This window comes from Aminivibrio sp., from assembly GCF_016756745.1.
Lineage (GTDB): Bacteria > Synergistota > Synergistia > Synergistales > Aminobacteriaceae > Aminivibrio.
In genome coordinates, this window is record NZ_JAESIH010000059.1 from 39,749 (window position 1) to 54,889 (window position 15,141).

The window sequence follows — 15,141 nt, forward strand, 5'->3', positions numbered from 1 at the left end:
TAAACTATCATTCTCCGTAAAGATGGCACGCCACCATTCTTCCCTCCACAGGCTGAAGGGAAGGTCTCCGGGCATCGCAGACTTTCATCCGGCGGGGGCAGCGGCCGGCGAAGGGACAACCCGGCGGAAGGTCGATGGGACTCGGGACGTCCCCCTGCAGGGGAGCGGCCGCTTTCCTCCTGTCCAGCGTGGGGGCGGCGGCGAGGAGAGCCTCGGTATAGGGGTGGAGGGGACGGCCGAAAATGTTGTCCCGGTCTCCCTGCTCCACGATGAAGCCAAGGTACATGATCCCCAGCCTCTCGGTGACGTGGCGCACCACGGAGAGGTCGTGGGCGATGAACAGGTAGGAGAGACCGAACTCGTCTCTCAGGTCCATCATCAGGTTCAGCACCTGGGCCTGGATAGACACGTCGAGGGCTGAGACGGGCTCGTCGGCGACGATGAAGGAGGGGTTCGTGGCCAGGGCCCTGGCGATGCCGACGCGCTGCCGCTGCCCCCCGGAGAACTGGTGGGGGTACCTGTCGGCCTGTTCGGGCCTGAAGCCCACGATGTCCAGGAGACGCAGCATCCGGCTTTCCGCCTCGTCCTTCCCCGAAACCGTCCGGTGGAAGAGCATGGGCTCCATGATGATGTCCTTTATCCTCTGCCTCGGGTTCAGCGAGGCGTAGGGGTCCTGGAAGATCATCTGCATCTTCTTCCGGACGGGCATCATTCGGGAGGGGGAGTAAGCCGTGATGTCCTCTCCGTCGAAGACGATCCGCCCCGTCTTCGGCTCCAGCAGGCGCACCACGGTGCGGGCGGTGGTGGTTTTTCCGCATCCCGACTCGCCCACCAGGCTGAAGACCTCGCCCCGGAGGATGTCGAAGGAGACGCCGTTCACCGCGTGGACGGTTTTCACAGGCCTTCCCGCCAGCCGGTCCAGGAGCCCCCGAGGCTGACTGAAGCTCTGGACGAGGCCGGCGACCTCGAGAAGAACATCCCTTCCTCTACCGTCCATGGCAATCCGCCTCCTCTCCGCCCTTTACGGGGTTGTGGCAGCGCACCTTCCGCCCGTGGGCGACGGTGCGCATCCGGGGAACCTCCTGCCGGCACCGCTCCGTGGCATATCCGCACCGGGGGGCGAAGGAACACCCTGGCGGAAGGTCGAAAAGACTCGGCACCATGCCGGGTATCTGGGGGAGCCTCCGGCTTCTTTCCCCGGACAGCCTGGGAATGGACTCCAGCAGGCCCTTCGTGTAGGGATGGAAGGGGCGCCGCACAAGCTCCCTCGTGGGCCCTTCCTCCACCACCCTGCCGCAGTACATGACGGCCACCCTGTCGGTCATCTCGGAGACCACGGCGAGATCGTGGGTGATGAGGATGAGCGCGGAGCCGAACCGTCTCACGAGATTTTCCATGAGGGCCAGGATCTGGGCCTGCACCGTCACGTCCAGGGCGGTGGTGGGCTCGTCGGCGATGATGAGCTTCGGGTTCGCGGCAAGGGCGATGGCGATGACCACCCGCTGCCGCATTCCCCCGGAAAACTGGTGGGGGTAGTTCTCGAGGCGGTCCTCGGGGTTTGGGATGCCCACCTCCCTGAGGAGCTCCAGGGTCCTCTTCCTCCGGTCCGCCCGGGAGAGAGGGGTGTGGAGGGCCAGCATCTCGTCGATCTGTCTCCCGATGGTCTGAAGGGGGTTCAGGGAAGTCATGGGATCCTGGAAGATCATGGAGATCTCCTTCCCCCGGATGCGGCGCATCTCTTCCTCCGACTTCTCCAGCAGGTTCTCCCCCCTGAAGATAACTTCCCCTGCGGCGATCCTTCCGGGAGGGTCGATGAGGCCGAGGAGAGAGAAGCCGGTAACGGACTTTCCGCCCCCCGATTCTCCCACGATGCCCAGAATTTCCCCTTCCCTGAGGGTGAAGTCCACCCCGTCCACGGCCTTCACCGTGCCACGGAAGAGTTCGAAGCGGGTCTGCAGATTTCTGACTTCCAGAAGGTATTCAGACATGAGATATTCTATTTCAGGCGGGGATTGAACTCGTCGCGGAGAAAATCCCCCAGGAGATTGATTCCGAAGACCAGGAGCATGATGAACATCCCCGGAAAGACCGACGACCACCAGAGGCCGCTGAAAAGAACGTCGTAGCCGTTTTTGACGAGAAGGCCCAGGGAGGGCCTGGTCACGGGAACGCCCACCCCGAGGTAGCTGAGGGTGGCCTCCGTGAGAATCACCGTCCCCACGTGGATGGTGGCGATGACGATGAGAGGGGTCAGAATGTTGGGCAGCACGTGCCGCAGGATGACGGCGAAGGGAGAGAGACCGATAAGCCTGGCGGCGTCCACGTATTCCTTTTTCTTCTCCACCAGCACGGAGCCCCTGACCGTCCGGGCGTAGAGCACCCAGCCCACGATGGTGAGGGCCGTCACGAGTTTTCCGAGGCCGCGGCCGAAGGCGGCCATGATGAAGAGGGCCACCAGCATGGCCGGGAAGGAGAGCTGGATGTCCACCACCCGCATGAGGAGGCTGTCGAGCCTCCCGCCGAAGTAGCCCGCCACGAGCCCGAGGAAGGTGCCGAGAACGCAGGAGAGGACCACCACCGAAAGACCGATGAACAGGGAGATCCTGCTGCCGTAGACCATGGCGCTCAGCAGGTCCCGCCCCTGATCGTCCGTACCGAGGAGGAAGGCCGGGTCGCCTCCCTCCATCCAGACCGGCGGCTTGAAGGCGTCCATGAGGTCCAGGCTGCCGATGTCGTAGGGGTTCTGGGGAGTGAGCAGGGGCCCTGCGGTCACCAGGACCGCGAAGAACGTGACGATGAGGAGCCCTGCCATTGCGCCGGGGCTCCGGACGAAGTTGTGGAAGAACTCGCTTTTGAAAAATCCTTCTTTTTTTTCGCTCATTCCGGTCACCTCAGGTCGATTCTGGGATCGATCAGGGTATAGACGATGTCCACGATGAAATTGATCAGGACGAACATGGCCGCCACGATCATAAGGTAGGCCACGATGACGGGCCGGTCCGCCGTGTTGATGGAGTCCACCAGGAGCTTGCCCATCCCCGGCCAGGCGAAGATGGTCTCCGTCACGGTAGCGAAGGCGATGAGGCTCCCTATCTGCATGCCGAAGACCGTCACCACGGGAACGAGGGCGTTCTTCAGCGCGTGGGAGAAGAAGAGGCTCCTCCAGGAGACGCCCTTGGCCCGGGCGAATCGGATGAAGTCCTGGCGCATCACCTCCATGATCTGGGCCCGGATGAGCCGGATGAGCATGGCCAGCGTTCCGAGGGCGAGGGTCACTGCGGGGAGGACGATGTGCCGGAAGCCGTCCCAGGTGAGGAAGGCGAAGGGGATGCCGAAGAGGGGAGCCGTGGTCCCCCGGCCCGACGAGGGCAGGAGCCCCTTCTCCACGGCGAAGTAGAAGATGAGGAGAATTCCCACCCAGAAGGACGGCAGGGAAATGCCCAGCAGCGACCCTCCCATCACCGCCCGGCTGAAGGGTCTGTTCGGCCTCGCCCCGGCGTAGACTCCGCAGGGCAATGCTACCGCCAGGGACAGGAGCACCGAGAAGAAGACCAGTTCGAGGGTGGCGGGCATCCGCTCCACGATGAGGGTCAGGGCGGGACGCTTGAAGATGTAGGACATCCCCAGGTCCCCCCGGAGAAGGTTCTGCAGGAAGACCCCGTACTGCGCCCACAGGGGCCGGTCGAGGCCGAGGGCGATTCTGGCCTCGGCTATCTGGGCGTCCGTGGCCGTGGGCGGCACGATCATGAGGACCGGGTCGCCGGTGAAACTCATCACGAGAAAGACGATCAGCGAGACTGTGAAAAGGACGACAATCATCTGGGCAAGACGTTTCAGCAGGTATTTCAACATGGTTCATATCTCCGTTTCGCGTGGAATGGAGAGCCCGGGTCCCTCAAAGCGGCAGGCATGTCGGAAGAGGAAGTGTTGGGGGGCGTACGGTGAATTCGCCCCCCAGGGGCGAAAAGATCCCGCTCCGCGCACTTTGCTGAGACACCTCCCGGGGGACAGCACCAAGACCGGGAACCGGCCGGGAGTCGGTTTCACAAGCAGACGACCGGCGAACGCAGGGAGCGGGGTTGATCACTTGGAAAATTGTCATGGACGACAATGTGCCCCGGCGGCCCGATCGGGCGCCGGCAACGTTCCCCTCTGCCGCCGGATTTTCCGGCTGCCCCTCACGGGCAGGCCTCCGATGCCGGGACGAGCTTCCCCTTCTCGTCCGCATACCTGACTTCGCAGTCGAGCCAGACCCCAATCCGGTCGTAAACCCTGCGCCGGACCAGGCCGATGAGAGCGAGCACATCCCGGGAGGACGCCCCTCCAAGGTTAACAATAAAATTGGCGTGCATGGAGGAAACCCGGGCCCCTCCCACGGTCTCTCCCTTGAGGCCCGTGTCCTCGATGATCTTCCCCGGGGGGCCTGCGAGTTCGAAGACCGCCGGGTCGTTGGTGAACACGGAGCCGCAGTTGGGCAGATCAAGAGGGAACTTGCCCCTGCGCTCCCCGAGGACCCGCATCTGTTCCCTTCTCACCGCGCTCGGCTCCGACCGCCGGAAATCAAGAACGGCGCCGAGGACAATCCACCGTTTTTCCGGAACGTCGGGAGGGTCCTGGAAGACGGACCGCCTGTAGGAGAAGCCGCACTCTTCCTTCGTGAAGGTCCGCCGTTCACCCGTCATGGAGACGGCGTCCACGGAGCGTATATTCTCTCCGGCGCTGTGCCTCAGGCTTCCGCCGTTCATCGTGACCAGGCCGCCCAGGGAGCCGGGGATACCCGCGGCGTGCTCGAATCCGGACAGCCCTGCGTCGGCAAGGTTTTTCACCAGTTTCGGCACCCAGATTCCGCCCCTGGCCTTCACCTCCGTGCCGGAGATGGAAAAGTCGGAGTAAAACCTCCCCAGCTTCATCACCACGCCCCGGATGCCGCTGTCGGGGAAGAGCAGGTTCGTCCCCTTCCCTAAGACGAGAAACGGGACGTTCTCTCCCCTGACAAATTCCAGGAGCCGGAGGATCTCCTCCTCCGAGCGGGGCTGGACCAGGGCATCCGCCGGACCCCCTATCTTCCACGAACAATGGTCTTTCAGCGGCTCCATGGGGGAGACCACACCAACACGGAGTTTCTGCAGCTTTTCCGCAAGGATCATGGGCGTTTCCACAACCGCCTTTCACGAAGGGAGATGGTAATTCTACCATCCCCCGGCAGGTTTTCCGCGTTTCTTCTCTCCCTCAGACTGCCGGACGCAATGTTCCCCGCTCGATATGGTGGAAGGCGAGAAAGTCCGGAGCGGTCCCCCGGGCCTCCACCAGTGCCCGGAAAATGTCGAGGGTCTTTTTCTGGCAGGTGAAGAGGAGTACCTGGTTGTCCGCCGCCGCCTCTAGGATGGCCTCTGCGGCACCCTGCCGGCGGGTTTCGTCAAACCGGACAAGAAGGTCGTCGAGTATCAGGGGCAGGGGCTCGGAATTGCGCCCCCACAGCGTTGCCAGGGAGAGCCGCATGGACAGGTAGACCTGGTCCGCGAGCCCTGAGCTCCACTTGACCTCGTCCTTCCGTTCCCTGGAGGGATCGTTCTCCTCCAGGACCACGGAGAGGCCTCTCTCTCCGCCACCCGAAAGAAGAGTGTACCGGTTTCCCGTCATCAGCGCAAGGTATTTGCCCGCCCTGCGGATCACCTCGGGCTGACGCTCCCTCTCGTGCTTCTCCCTGGAAACCTCGAGAAAATGCCGGGCGAGGATCACCGAAAGCCACTCTTTCACGCTGTCGTCCAGCTTCCGCTCCATCTCGCTCCTGGAGAACAGCAGTTCCCCGAGGCGTTCATCAGCGGCGATCTGCTCCAGACGGAGGGCTAGCCTTCCCCTGGAGTCCGCCGCGGCCTCGATCTCCTTTTCCAGGGCGGCGGCTTCCGCCGCAGCCCGCTCTCTTTCCTTCGCCCCGTCTTCCGCCGAGAGGGACAGGAGTTCCTCTCCCGCCTTCTCCACTTCCTCCGCAGTGCCGAAAAGACCAAGGAGAACCTTCCGTTCCCGGGATGCCTCGTCAAGGAGACGCTCCCTTTCGGCCCACCGGGCGGCAAGGTCTCTGTACTGCTCCTCGTCTTCCAAACCGGCGAAGGTGAAGAGCTCCCCTGTTTTGCCCCCGTTGACCTCCAGGTCTTCCCGGAGTCCGGCGAGGGAGGCCGAAAGGGCCGCCAAATCCTTTTCGAGAGCGGCGATCTCCGCCTTTCTCTCCCCGGCACGCTTCAGGACGGCGGCAAGAGTCCGGATGGAAGACGGCTCGGGCTCTTCCGGAAGCTCCGCCCCGGCCTCCGCGAAGAGCCCGGCCAGGTCGAGGATGCGCTGCTTCACCGAGGAGATATACTTCTCGAGCTCCCTCGTTTCAGCCTTCCTGGACTCGATGGCGGACTTCTCCGACCGGAGCTGAAGTATCCGGGGCACCAGGGCCTCCATGTCCTTCGGTGCAAGGTTCTGGTCGAATTGCCGCCCGGCAAGCCACCGGCGCCATTCGTCCGTAAGCCTGTCAAGTTCTTCGGCCGTACGCTCAAGGGCGCTCTCCATGGCCTCGCTCTCGCTGTCCATCCGGGCCATCACGGCGGCCATCTGCCGGCTCCGTTCGCTCAGCACGGCAAACCGTTCGTTCGCCGAATTGTCCCTCTCTCCTTCTTCCAGGAGCTCGTCCATTTCGTTGGCGAACCTCGGGGCCCTGACGCCTAAGTGCTCCCCGAGTTCCTCCCGCCTGTTCCGGAGCCTTTCAACCCTGGCCTTCTGGCTTTCCAGCAGCAGCAGGGTCTCCTCCATCCGCAGGTCGAGGTCGTCCATCCTGCGGGTCCACCATGAGAGAGCCGTCTCGTACCGCTTCTGCTGGTCCCGGTGGGCTATGAATGAGAGCAGGGAGGCGCTGAAAAGGGCCACGGCGCCGAAGAACCACAACCGGTCAGAGGTGAGCCAGGCCTGGTAGGCCCCCCCGCCGCCTACGGCGAGCAGCACTCCGGAGATGAGGGCTACCATTGTCCCGGGCTCGGGGGGCTCTTCCTCGACAAGGACCGTTTTTTCACTGATGATGGTGGTCCTGGCTTCCTCGAGGTTCGCCAGTTCCTCTTCCTCGCCGCAGAGTTCCCCGAACACGGCCCGCAGGTCGGTGATGAGGCTCCATCGCTCGGTGGCCCGCTTCGCCCTGGCCTCCACTTTCGCCATTTCCCGGTCGAGGGAAACGCCCTCGCTTCTCCGGTCCTCCCGCAGGCGGTTCCACTGGACAAGAGACTTCTCCTCCTCGCCTTTCCGCCTTTCGAGAAGTTCCTTCCGCTCCGCGGTCCTCCTGGCGAATTCGATGGCCTCCGCAGAGACATCGGCCTCGGCGAGGTGTTCCTCCGTCCACCAGGAACAGAGATTCTCCAGGTTTCCCCTGAACACCTTTTCTGCGTCCCGTATCTCCTTTTCCAGAAGATCCCTTCTGGCGAGAGAAGCCCGGAACCGCTCGCTTTCATGCTCCAGTCCCTCCACTTCCTGCCGGGCAGGAAGACAGGCGAGGACGGGGTCCGCCTCCAGGACGGCCTTCTCCTCCGCCTTCGCCGCCCTTTCTTCCTCCAGGCGGGCGATGGAGGTTTCAATCCGTTCCTTCTCTTCCTTCAGCCGTTCCAGCCGGAACAGGCCGTTTTCGGGAAAGGGACGAAGTTCCCTCATTTCACAAAGCCGCCGTTCAGTCTCCGTCAGGACCGCCAGGGAGGGCCGGGCCTTTTCGAGAAGTTCCAGGCGGGCGATCCTCTTTTTCAGTATCTCCAGGCGGCTTTTCTTCTCCTCCATGGAGGTTTCCATGGCCGACAGGTCGTCCTTCATCCTGCGCCAGGCTCCGTTCCGCTCCATGATGTCCCGTATCGCGCCGTCCGTTTCGTTCTTGGAGGCGAGAAGACGGTTCACCACCGAGGCACTCCGCGCGTTCCCCCAGGGCCGGTAGAGCTCATTCTGTCTGGCATCGAGCACCGAAAGGAGCTTCGGAAGGGACGCCGACCCCAGGCCGGCCCCGGCGGCAAAGAACCGGGCCGCCACATCGGATGAGTTCAGGGGATCCAGGGACTGCATCTCCCCGAGGCCCATGGCGAAGACACTCTCGTAGACCTCCCTGCTGATGGAGAAGAAGTCCGGGGACAGTTCGGCGGCGGGGCCTCCGTCGGCGGGAGCGATATAGTTCTTCTGTCCCTCCACGGTAAGGATATATTCCCTTCCGTCCTCCATGCGGATCCTGGCGGAGCCTCCGTGCAAACCGCCGTTCAGGGGCTCGTACATGTTCGCCTTCCCCCTGCCGTTCTTTCCCCTGCTGAAGAGCAGGCGGCGGAAGAAATTCATCAGGGTGGTCTTGCCGCTTTCGTTTTCTCCCTGGAAGACGGTGAGTCCCTTCGACAGCCTCGCTCCCGATCCGGAGAAAATGCCGAAATTATTCACAAAAAATTCCGTTATCCTCATAACCCGTCAACCCCTTCGAGCAGTCCGGACAGGGCCGAATATGTCCCCTTGTCGAGGAGCAGCTCCGCATCCTCTTCGGACAGGGAGTCTATCACTTCCAGCACGTCCCGGGACGGGATTTTGTCCAGAATTCCCCGCTCCCGGAGGATGTTTTTGAGTCCTTCCCGGAGGTCGCCGCCTTTCCGGAAGGCACGGACCTCCTTCAGGAAATCCCCCGCAAAATGGCTGCCCGCCGCGATGGAGTCGAGGTCCAGGGGAGGTGCCGTCATCCCGGAGATCTCCTCGGTGAAGACAAAATCCTCCCTGTCTTCCTCCCCTTCGTTCACCGCCTCCAGAAGTCCGCCGGGCCCCCTGAGAAACCCCGGGCGCCGGAGAAGCCCGTGGATCTTCCCCCGGCCGGAAATGGAAAGCCGCAGAAGGGCCGGACGGCCGCCGTTTTCCCGCCGCACCGCCTCCTTCAGGTCCGACACGGCCTGGAAAAACTCCTCGTCCCGATCCATGCCGTCGATGGAAATGTCTTCGCTTCTCCACCGCACTACGTCGCAGGGGACGAACTCTGCGCACCCCGGTTCACCGGGGGAGAGGGTGACGTAAAAAACGCCCTTTTTCCCCGTTTCCCGGATATTCCTCCCCTGGATATTCCCGGGATAGACGACGAGAGGGTCCCTGCAGAGCACCTCCGCCCCGTGGACGTGCCCAAGGGCCCAGTAGTCCATGCCCGCCGCCCTCAAGTCGTCCAGGGAGCAGGGAGCGTAGTTTTCATGTCCCTTCCGGCCGCCCACGTTGCAGTGGAGGAGGGCGATGTTCAGACCCTCTCCCTTCCTTCCCGCGAACCGGAGGGCCATGTTCTCCTCCACGTCCCGGACGGGATAGCTGAAGCCGTGAACCATGCCGGCCGTCTCCCCTCCAAGCGCCAGGGGAACTGACTCGACTCCGGGGCCGAACCGGAAGGCCAGGGGCGGAAAATCACGGTCCGCTTCCCACCCCGACAGGGAATCGTGGTTTCCTGCGGCGATGAAGGAGGGGATCCCTCCGGCAGAAAGGCGCCCGAGCTGTTCGAGAAAGAAGACCTGGGCCCGGACGCTCCTGTCCTCGCTGTCATAGACATCGCCCGAGATCACGAAGAAATCCGCCCTGTTCTTCAGGGCGAAGGTGACGGCGTTTTCAAAAGCCCGGAAGGTCGCTTTTCGCAGGAATGCCCCGAGGGCGGGAGAGATATCGGAAAGCCCGGAAAAGGGGCTGTCGAGGTGAAGGTCCGCACAGTGAACGAAGGATATTTTTCGGCCGCTCACCGGGTCTTCCCCCTCTCCGCCGAGAGAAAAGGATACGTGTTCCGGCACACTGGGCACCACTCCCTTCAAAAATCCCGTCTACTTTATGCCACAGTCTCCTTCTTTGCAACACAATCCCGTCCACCTAAACCTAAATCCACAGGCAGCGGGGAGCGGATTTAGGCGGAGCGTCGGGGCTTGTCACCAGCCGGTGAAAATGGGATAATCCTTTGGTGATTGAATCCGATTGTGGAGGATTGTCGAGAGATGAAAGGATTGGGAGCGGCCATTTCGGCCATTTCGTACTACCTTCCGCCGAAAGTGGTGGACAACAAACTCCTTGTGGAGGAGTTCGGCACGTGGACCGAAGATAAAATATACCAGAAAACGGGGATCAGGGAACGCCACGTGGTCGACGGAGAGCTGGTGTCGGATCTGGCAGTCAGGGCGGCGGAAAAACTCTTCGAAGAACACGGCATCGACCGGGAGACCATCGACTTCCTGCTGCTGTGCACAGAGAGCCCCGACTACTACCTTCCCGCCACCGCCTGCGTGGTACAGGATCGCCTCGGCCTGAAAAAGACCATTGGAGCCCTGGACTACAACCTGGGGTGCTCGGGCTTCATCTACGGCCTCGCTCTCTCGAAGGGGCTCATCGCCGCGGGCATAGCCTCGAGGATCCTGCTCGTCACCGCCGACACCCTAAGCCGGACCATCAACCCGAAGGACAAGAGCACCCGCACCATCTTCGGCGACGCCGCCGCAGCCATCCTGGTGGAGGGCTCCGACACGGCCCGCATCGGCGACTTCGTCCTCGGCACCGACGGCTCGGGAATGGACAAGCTCATCATCCCCGCCGGGGCCTGGGCCGCCCCCCGCTCGCCGGAGACCGCAGCCGAACGGACCAACAAATGGGGGAACACCAGGTGCGCGGAAAACCTCTACATGAACGGCCCCGAGGTGCTCAACTTCACCATGGCCACCGTGCCCGAGGCAGTCAGCCGGACCCTGGAGGCTCACTCCCTGAAGCTCGAGGACGTGGACATCTTCGTCTTCCACCAGGCCACGTTCCTCATCCTTGAGCACCTGAGGAAGGAAATCGGCATACCGAAGGAAAAGGTCTTCATGAACATGGAGAACAAGGGCAACACGGTAAGCGCCACCATTCCCATAGCCCTGCGGGACGCCGCCGACGAAGGCAGGCTCCGCCCGGGGGACAGGGCCATGGCCGTCGGGTTCGGCGTGGGGTATTCCTGGGGGGCGACTATCATCCGATGGTAAGTCAAGCACCTCTGTTTTCCTGAAAAACATGATCGACTGGGCCGGGCGGTCTACCGCGACGTCAGGCCGAATCCCACAGACTCCATGGTCATGTGGGGGCGCCGGGATCTACGAGGACGAAGGCTGCGGACGTCTCCCGGTTCTCCCATAATCCAGAAACGAGTGAACCGGCATCAAGCACAGCCGACTGCGATACTGTCCCCGAGCGGTTCGGCGGCGGAAGCCTGCATAAGACTGTTAAAGGGAGGGTTTACCCTCGACGACCGACGACGAGCGGTTTTACAACAAAAGATGAAAAAATTCCGGGGGCCCGTCAGGGCCCCCGGACGCTTTACTGTTGGGACACGTTGAACACGAGGTCGAGGCGGGTAAGCCGGAAGAGCTCTTCGACCATTCCGCGAAGGCCGGTGATGACCATCTTCCCGCCCTTCTGGAGGCATCTCTTGTGAATGGAGATCAGGACCCCGAGCCCCGAGCTGTCCACGTAGTCCAGGCCCGAAAGGTCGATGGTCAGGTTGATTATCCCTTCTTCAAGAAGCCCGATGAGCTGCTCCCTCACGGACGCGGAATCTTCGACGTACATGCTGCCGCCCAGACGTATCCGCGCCCCGGAGCCGCTTTTGCTAATATCCACTTTCATGGTGCATCCTCCTTCTCCATGGACAAACTTCGGAAAGCAAGCCGATTATACGACGGCAGGCTTATTTGACAAAACCCCGCCGTCTTTTTCAATCTTGAAGCGCTCCGTCATGCGCCGCATGTCCTCGGAAGTCTCGCTCACTTCCTGGGCGCTCGTGGCCACGGTCTCCATGGCGGCCGCCGTCTCCTCCATGGAGGCCGCGAGGGTCTGCACATGGTCGTCGGTGAGCTCCATGACGCTGGCGGTGGTGTCGATAAGGGAGATCACCTTGTCGGACTTGGCCACTTCCTCGTCGGTGGTGGAAATGATCCTCCTTATATCCTCCACGGATCTCCCGATGGCCTTGCCGATCCGCTCCAGGGCTTCTCCCGCCACGTGGGCGATAGACACTCCTTCCTCAACGCCTTCCCGGCTTTTCTGCATGGACGCCACGGCGGACCTGGTCCCCTCGAGAATCCTGGCCACGAGTTCCGCCACTTCCCTGGCTCCCTGCTGGGACTGTTCCGCCAGTTTCCGGACTTCCTCGGCCACCACGGCGAATCCTCTTCCGGCCTCCCCAGCCCGAGCCGCCTCTATGGCGGCGTTGAGGGCGAGAAGGTTGGTCTGGTCGGCGATGCCGGTGATGGTGTCGCCCACCACGCCTATCCGGGCGGAAAAAGTGTCGAGCTGCGACAGGAGACCCTCCGTCTCCTCCACGGAGGTGCGGATGTTTTCCATGTGCTCCACGGTCTGGGCGACTGTTTCCCGTCCCTCCTCGGCCGCCCCCGACATCTCGGCGGAGTTTTTGTCGGCGCTTGCCGCAAGGCTCTGGGCAATCTGAATGAGACTGCTCATCTCGAGCATGACCTTGGACGCCTCAATTGAGTTCTCCCTCCCCCTCCTGGTCTGCTCGGCCAGTTGGGCGTTGCCCTCGGCCACCTCGTTGGTGGTGCTCGTGACCTCTTCGGTGGAGGCCGCCGTCTCCTCGGAGAGGGCCGACAGGTGGACCGACTTTCCCTTCAACTCCCGGACCATCTCCCGCTGCCCCCGGACCATGTCCGCCAGGGCATCAGCCATGAGCCCCAGCTCGTCCCTGGTGACGATCTGGAAATCCTCCCGTTCGATGGACAGATCCCCTTCCTTCGCCATCCCGGCGAGGACGGTCACCCTGTTCAGGGGACGGGTCAGGCTCCGTGTCATGGCGAATGCGATGGCCGCGCCGAGCAGCACCGCTGCGGCGGTGGAAAGAAGAATGACGGAAATGGTGGAAGCGAGGCTGTCCACGGCGTGGTCGGAGATCTTCTGGGAATTGGCCGCTCCGGCCTGCACAACCTGGTCAGCCATGGCAAGAATGCCCCTCCCCGTCTCGACTCTCCGGGCGTTGAGTTCTTCGAGGCTTCTCCAGGCCGTCAGGACCCCAGCCATCACGGATCGGTAATCCGCTCCGGCTTTCTCCACGGCCTTTATCTGCTCGATATTCACCCTCTGGAACGTCATGGCCTTCAGACGCTCAAGGATCGACTCCATTTCCTCGAAATGCTGGAGCCCCTCTTCGAGGAGCACGGGATTTCTCTGGGCCTGTCCTCTGTAGTTGGCCAACCGCACAAGGTTTCCCAGATCGATGAGTGCGTTTCCGAGAACAATCTTCTGCAGCCGTCCCGAAAGCTCCGACTGGAGGGTGCTCTCCCCGAACTCCCTCTCAAGGGTCTGTTCCTGGGAGCGGACGTAGTTCTCCGCATTTTCGAAAAATGCCCTCTCGCTGTCGGTTCCCCTGTTCCTGAGGGCATTCATGGACTCCACGGCCTTCTCGGTATCGTCCATGAGCTTCACGTACTCGTCGAGCCCTGCCATGGCATCGGCGGCGCCCGCCCTGAGGGTGACCAGGGCCGGATACTTCTCCGCGAGGGCCGCCGCATCCCCCAGGGCGGCCCGGGCACTTTCCGCGGCACTGCGGCCCGCGTCGAGGAACGAACGGTCGTAGGTGTAGCTGTAGCCCCGTATTTCGTACATGAGATCCTGTACTGTGCTCTGAATCCTCTCCGCAAGCACCATTTCCGGAACATATTCGTCAGCAAGGGAACGGACTTCCCGGCTCACCTCCCCCATGTTGAACCAGCTCAGCGCCCCCACTCCGGAAAATATGAGCAGCAGGACGCCGAAGGCCAGAGCGAGCTTCGCCCCGATCTTTAAATTCCTGAACATTCTCTCACACCTCTTTTCTTGAAAATATGTACCGAAAAAACACGCCTTCAGGGCGTTCCCGCGCCCCGGGAACATGGCGCCCCTGCGGACGGGAAGAAGCCACCGTTTTATTACCCGCGCTCACTTCATCTTCATCGTGACCGGATCTCCCGTTCTCACTTCTCCGCCCCGGATCACCCGGAGAAAGTACCCCGCCGTGGGCAGAAGGCACCAGCCCCGGTAATCGTAGCTGTGGGGCTCCCCCGGTTTCTTGCCTTTCTCGATGACTTCCAGAAGCACAGAATCCCCAACCTTGAGGACCGTTCCGACGGGCAACTCTTCGGGGAGCCCTTCCACCACGAGGTTCTCGGCGAGGGATCCCGGTGGAAAGGCAAAACCAGCCTCTTCTTCCGCCTTCCGGATATCCTCGGCCCGAAGCAGGCTCACTTCACGCTCCGTTACACCCCTGTGGGAGTCGCCCTTGATTCCTCCCGGAAGGAACAGGGCCCGCTCCACCTCCGTTTTCGGTTTCCGCCGTTCAGTGCTCAGGCAGACGGCCGTCACTGCCGCCATGGATCTCACTCCCCACCAATACGTTATATGATGAAAAAAACAGTTCTATAATACGATAGACGGCAAAAAAAGGCGAGGCCACTCACCTAGCCTAAATCCGTAGTTTTTCCTGGCGGAGGGGGTGTCACCGGGCATGAGGCGGATTCGCCCAGCCGGGGGCGAAGAGATCTCGCTCCGCGCTCTTTGCGGAGGGATTCCATTGGGGGACGGCGCAGGGGCGGTAAACCGGCACGGATGCCGGTTTCACAGGCAGGCATCCGGCGAACGCTGGGAGCCGCGATGATCGCCTGGGCAGCTGTCATGGAGACAATCCGCGCCCCCCGCACCAAGCGAGCGCCGGCGACGCTCCACGTTGCCTGCGGATTTAGGCCTCAGGCGAATATCAGGATCCAACGTCGTCCAGGGGGGATTCCATTGGGGGCATTCCCCTGGACAGAATTTCGTAACCGTAAACTTTTCCCTCGGCGACGTCCAGAATGGGCTGGAACACCGGGAGAATCCCCCCTTTTTCGAGAAGTTTCCCCAAAAACAGACCATAGGATTTTTCCTGCACGATGAAAGATCTCATTTACGTTCTCCCTCCCGCTTTGTCTGCAGGAACTTTAGCACCGCAACGCAACTTCCGGGTAAACGTTCTGTGCACTTTTCATGGCCTTCCTGGCGGTCTACCTCGGGCTTTCCCAGCATGTCTCCGGCCTCGGCATCACCCTGCTCTCCACCGGGCTGGCCATGTTCATCTACCGGCTCAGCGTGGGATCCCCCGTG

At 62.2% G+C, this 15,141-nt stretch carries 12 protein-coding genes; 1 reads left to right on the plus strand and 11 read right to left on the minus strand.

The window, feature by feature from the left end; translation table 11 throughout:
• Window positions 1–7 precede the first annotated feature (7 nt).
• The 7 genes from JMJ95_RS09830 to JMJ95_RS09860 form a co-directional block, all read right to left on the minus strand.
• Window positions 8–997 (minus strand): ABC transporter ATP-binding protein, encoded by a 990-nt coding sequence (locus tag JMJ95_RS09830; protein ID WP_290684923.1) that lies wholly within the window; start codon window positions 995–997, stop codon window positions 8–10.
• Window positions 987–1,988, minus strand: coding sequence for an ABC transporter ATP-binding protein (locus JMJ95_RS09835; RefSeq protein WP_290684924.1), 1,002 nt, complete (start codon window positions 1,986–1,988; stop codon window positions 987–989). Before JMJ95_RS09835 ends, JMJ95_RS09830 begins: the two co-directional genes overlap by 11 nt.
• A gap of 8 nt (window positions 1,989–1,996) precedes the next feature.
• Window positions 1,997–2,881, minus strand: a complete 885-nt coding sequence (locus JMJ95_RS09840) for an ABC transporter permease (RefSeq protein WP_290684926.1) — start codon at window positions 2,879–2,881, stop codon at window positions 1,997–1,999.
• Window positions 2,882–2,886: 5 nt separating this feature from the next.
• Window positions 2,887–3,852 (minus strand): ABC transporter permease, encoded by a 966-nt coding sequence (locus JMJ95_RS09845; RefSeq protein WP_290684927.1) that lies wholly within the window; start codon window positions 3,850–3,852, stop codon window positions 2,887–2,889.
• Window positions 3,853–4,178: 326 nt separating this feature from the next.
• The gene (gene murB, locus JMJ95_RS09850; RefSeq protein ID WP_290684929.1) at window positions 4,179–5,147 is read right to left on the minus strand and encodes a UDP-N-acetylmuramate dehydrogenase; all 969 of its coding nucleotides are present in this window, start codon (window positions 5,145–5,147) and stop codon (window positions 4,179–4,181) included.
• Window positions 5,148–5,229: 82 nt separating this feature from the next.
• Window positions 5,230–8,451 carry an AAA family ATPase gene (locus tag JMJ95_RS09855; RefSeq protein WP_290684930.1) on the minus strand — a complete coding sequence of 1,074 codons (3,222 nt, stop codon included), beginning with the start codon at window positions 8,449–8,451 and terminating at the stop codon, window positions 5,230–5,232.
• A complete protein-coding gene (locus JMJ95_RS09860; protein ID WP_290684932.1) occupies window positions 8,448–9,791 on the minus strand; it encodes a DNA repair exonuclease in 1,344 nt (447 codons plus the stop codon). The genes JMJ95_RS09855 and JMJ95_RS09860 overlap by 4 nt, the downstream gene beginning before the upstream one ends.
• 198 nt (window positions 9,792–9,989) lie before the next feature.
• On the opposite strand from JMJ95_RS09860, the gene JMJ95_RS09865 reads away from it, so the two are divergent.
• The gene (locus JMJ95_RS09865) at window positions 9,990–11,003 is read left to right on the plus strand and encodes a 3-oxoacyl-ACP synthase III family protein (RefSeq protein ID WP_290684934.1); all 1,014 of its coding nucleotides are present in this window, start codon (window positions 9,990–9,992) and stop codon (window positions 11,001–11,003) included.
• Window positions 11,004–11,334: 331 nt separating this feature from the next.
• Here the strand turns inward: JMJ95_RS09865 and JMJ95_RS09870 are convergent, their stop codons facing one another.
• The 4 genes from JMJ95_RS09870 to JMJ95_RS09885 all read right to left on the minus strand — a co-directional run bounded on the left by JMJ95_RS09870 (window position 11,335) and on the right by JMJ95_RS09885 (window position 14,944).
• Window positions 11,335–11,643 carry an STAS domain-containing protein gene (locus JMJ95_RS09870; RefSeq protein ID WP_290684936.1) on the minus strand — a complete coding sequence of 103 codons (309 nt, stop codon included), beginning with the start codon at window positions 11,641–11,643 and terminating at the stop codon, window positions 11,335–11,337.
• Window positions 11,644–11,688: 45 nt separating this feature from the next.
• Complete coding sequence (locus JMJ95_RS09875) at window positions 11,689–13,824, minus strand: methyl-accepting chemotaxis protein (protein ID WP_290684938.1); 2,136 nt, start codon at window positions 13,822–13,824, stop codon at window positions 11,689–11,691.
• A gap of 120 nt (window positions 13,825–13,944) precedes the next feature.
• Entirely contained in the window at window positions 13,945–14,376 is a 432-nt protein-coding gene (locus tag JMJ95_RS09880) for an MOSC domain-containing protein (protein WP_290684939.1), read from the minus strand.
• A gap of 382 nt (window positions 14,377–14,758) precedes the next feature.
• The gene (locus tag JMJ95_RS09885) at window positions 14,759–14,944 is read right to left on the minus strand and encodes a hypothetical protein (RefSeq protein ID WP_290684940.1); all 186 of its coding nucleotides are present in this window, start codon (window positions 14,942–14,944) and stop codon (window positions 14,759–14,761) included.
• Window positions 14,945–15,141 lie beyond the last annotated feature (197 nt).

Bases quoted from the DNA above. Each gene is read 5' to 3' on its own strand.
- JMJ95_RS09830 (WP_290684923.1), bottom strand. From the start codon at position 997: ATGGACGGTAGAGGAAGGGATGTTCTTCTCGAGGTCGCCGGCCTCGTC.
- JMJ95_RS09835 (WP_290684924.1), bottom strand. From the start codon at position 1,988: ATGTCTGAATACCTTCTGGAAGTCAGAAATCTGCAGACCCGCTTCGAA.
- JMJ95_RS09840 (WP_290684926.1), bottom strand. From the start codon at position 2,881: ATGAGCGAAAAAAAAGAAGGATTTTTCAAAAGCGAGTTCTTCCACAAC.
- JMJ95_RS09845 (WP_290684927.1), bottom strand. From the start codon at position 3,852: ATGTTGAAATACCTGCTGAAACGTCTTGCCCAGATGATTGTCGTCCTT.
- murB (WP_290684929.1), bottom strand. From the start codon at position 5,147: ATGATCCTTGCGGAAAAGCTGCAGAAACTCCGTGTTGGTGTGGTCTCC.
- JMJ95_RS09855 (WP_290684930.1), bottom strand. From the start codon at position 8,451: ATGAGGATAACGGAATTTTTTGTGAATAATTTCGGCATTTTCTCCGGA.
- JMJ95_RS09865 (WP_290684934.1), top strand. From the start codon at position 9,990: ATGAAAGGATTGGGAGCGGCCATTTCGGCCATTTCGTACTACCTTCCG.
- JMJ95_RS09870 (WP_290684936.1), bottom strand. From the start codon at position 11,643: ATGAAAGTGGATATTAGCAAAAGCGGCTCCGGGGCGCGGATACGTCTG.
- JMJ95_RS09875 (WP_290684938.1), bottom strand. From the start codon at position 13,824: ATGTTCAGGAATTTAAAGATCGGGGCGAAGCTCGCTCTGGCCTTCGGC.
- JMJ95_RS09880 (WP_290684939.1), bottom strand. From the start codon at position 14,376: ATGGCGGCAGTGACGGCCGTCTGCCTGAGCACTGAACGGCGGAAACCG.
- JMJ95_RS09885 (WP_290684940.1), bottom strand. From the start codon at position 14,944: ATGAGATCTTTCATCGTGCAGGAAAAATCCTATGGTCTGTTTTTGGGG.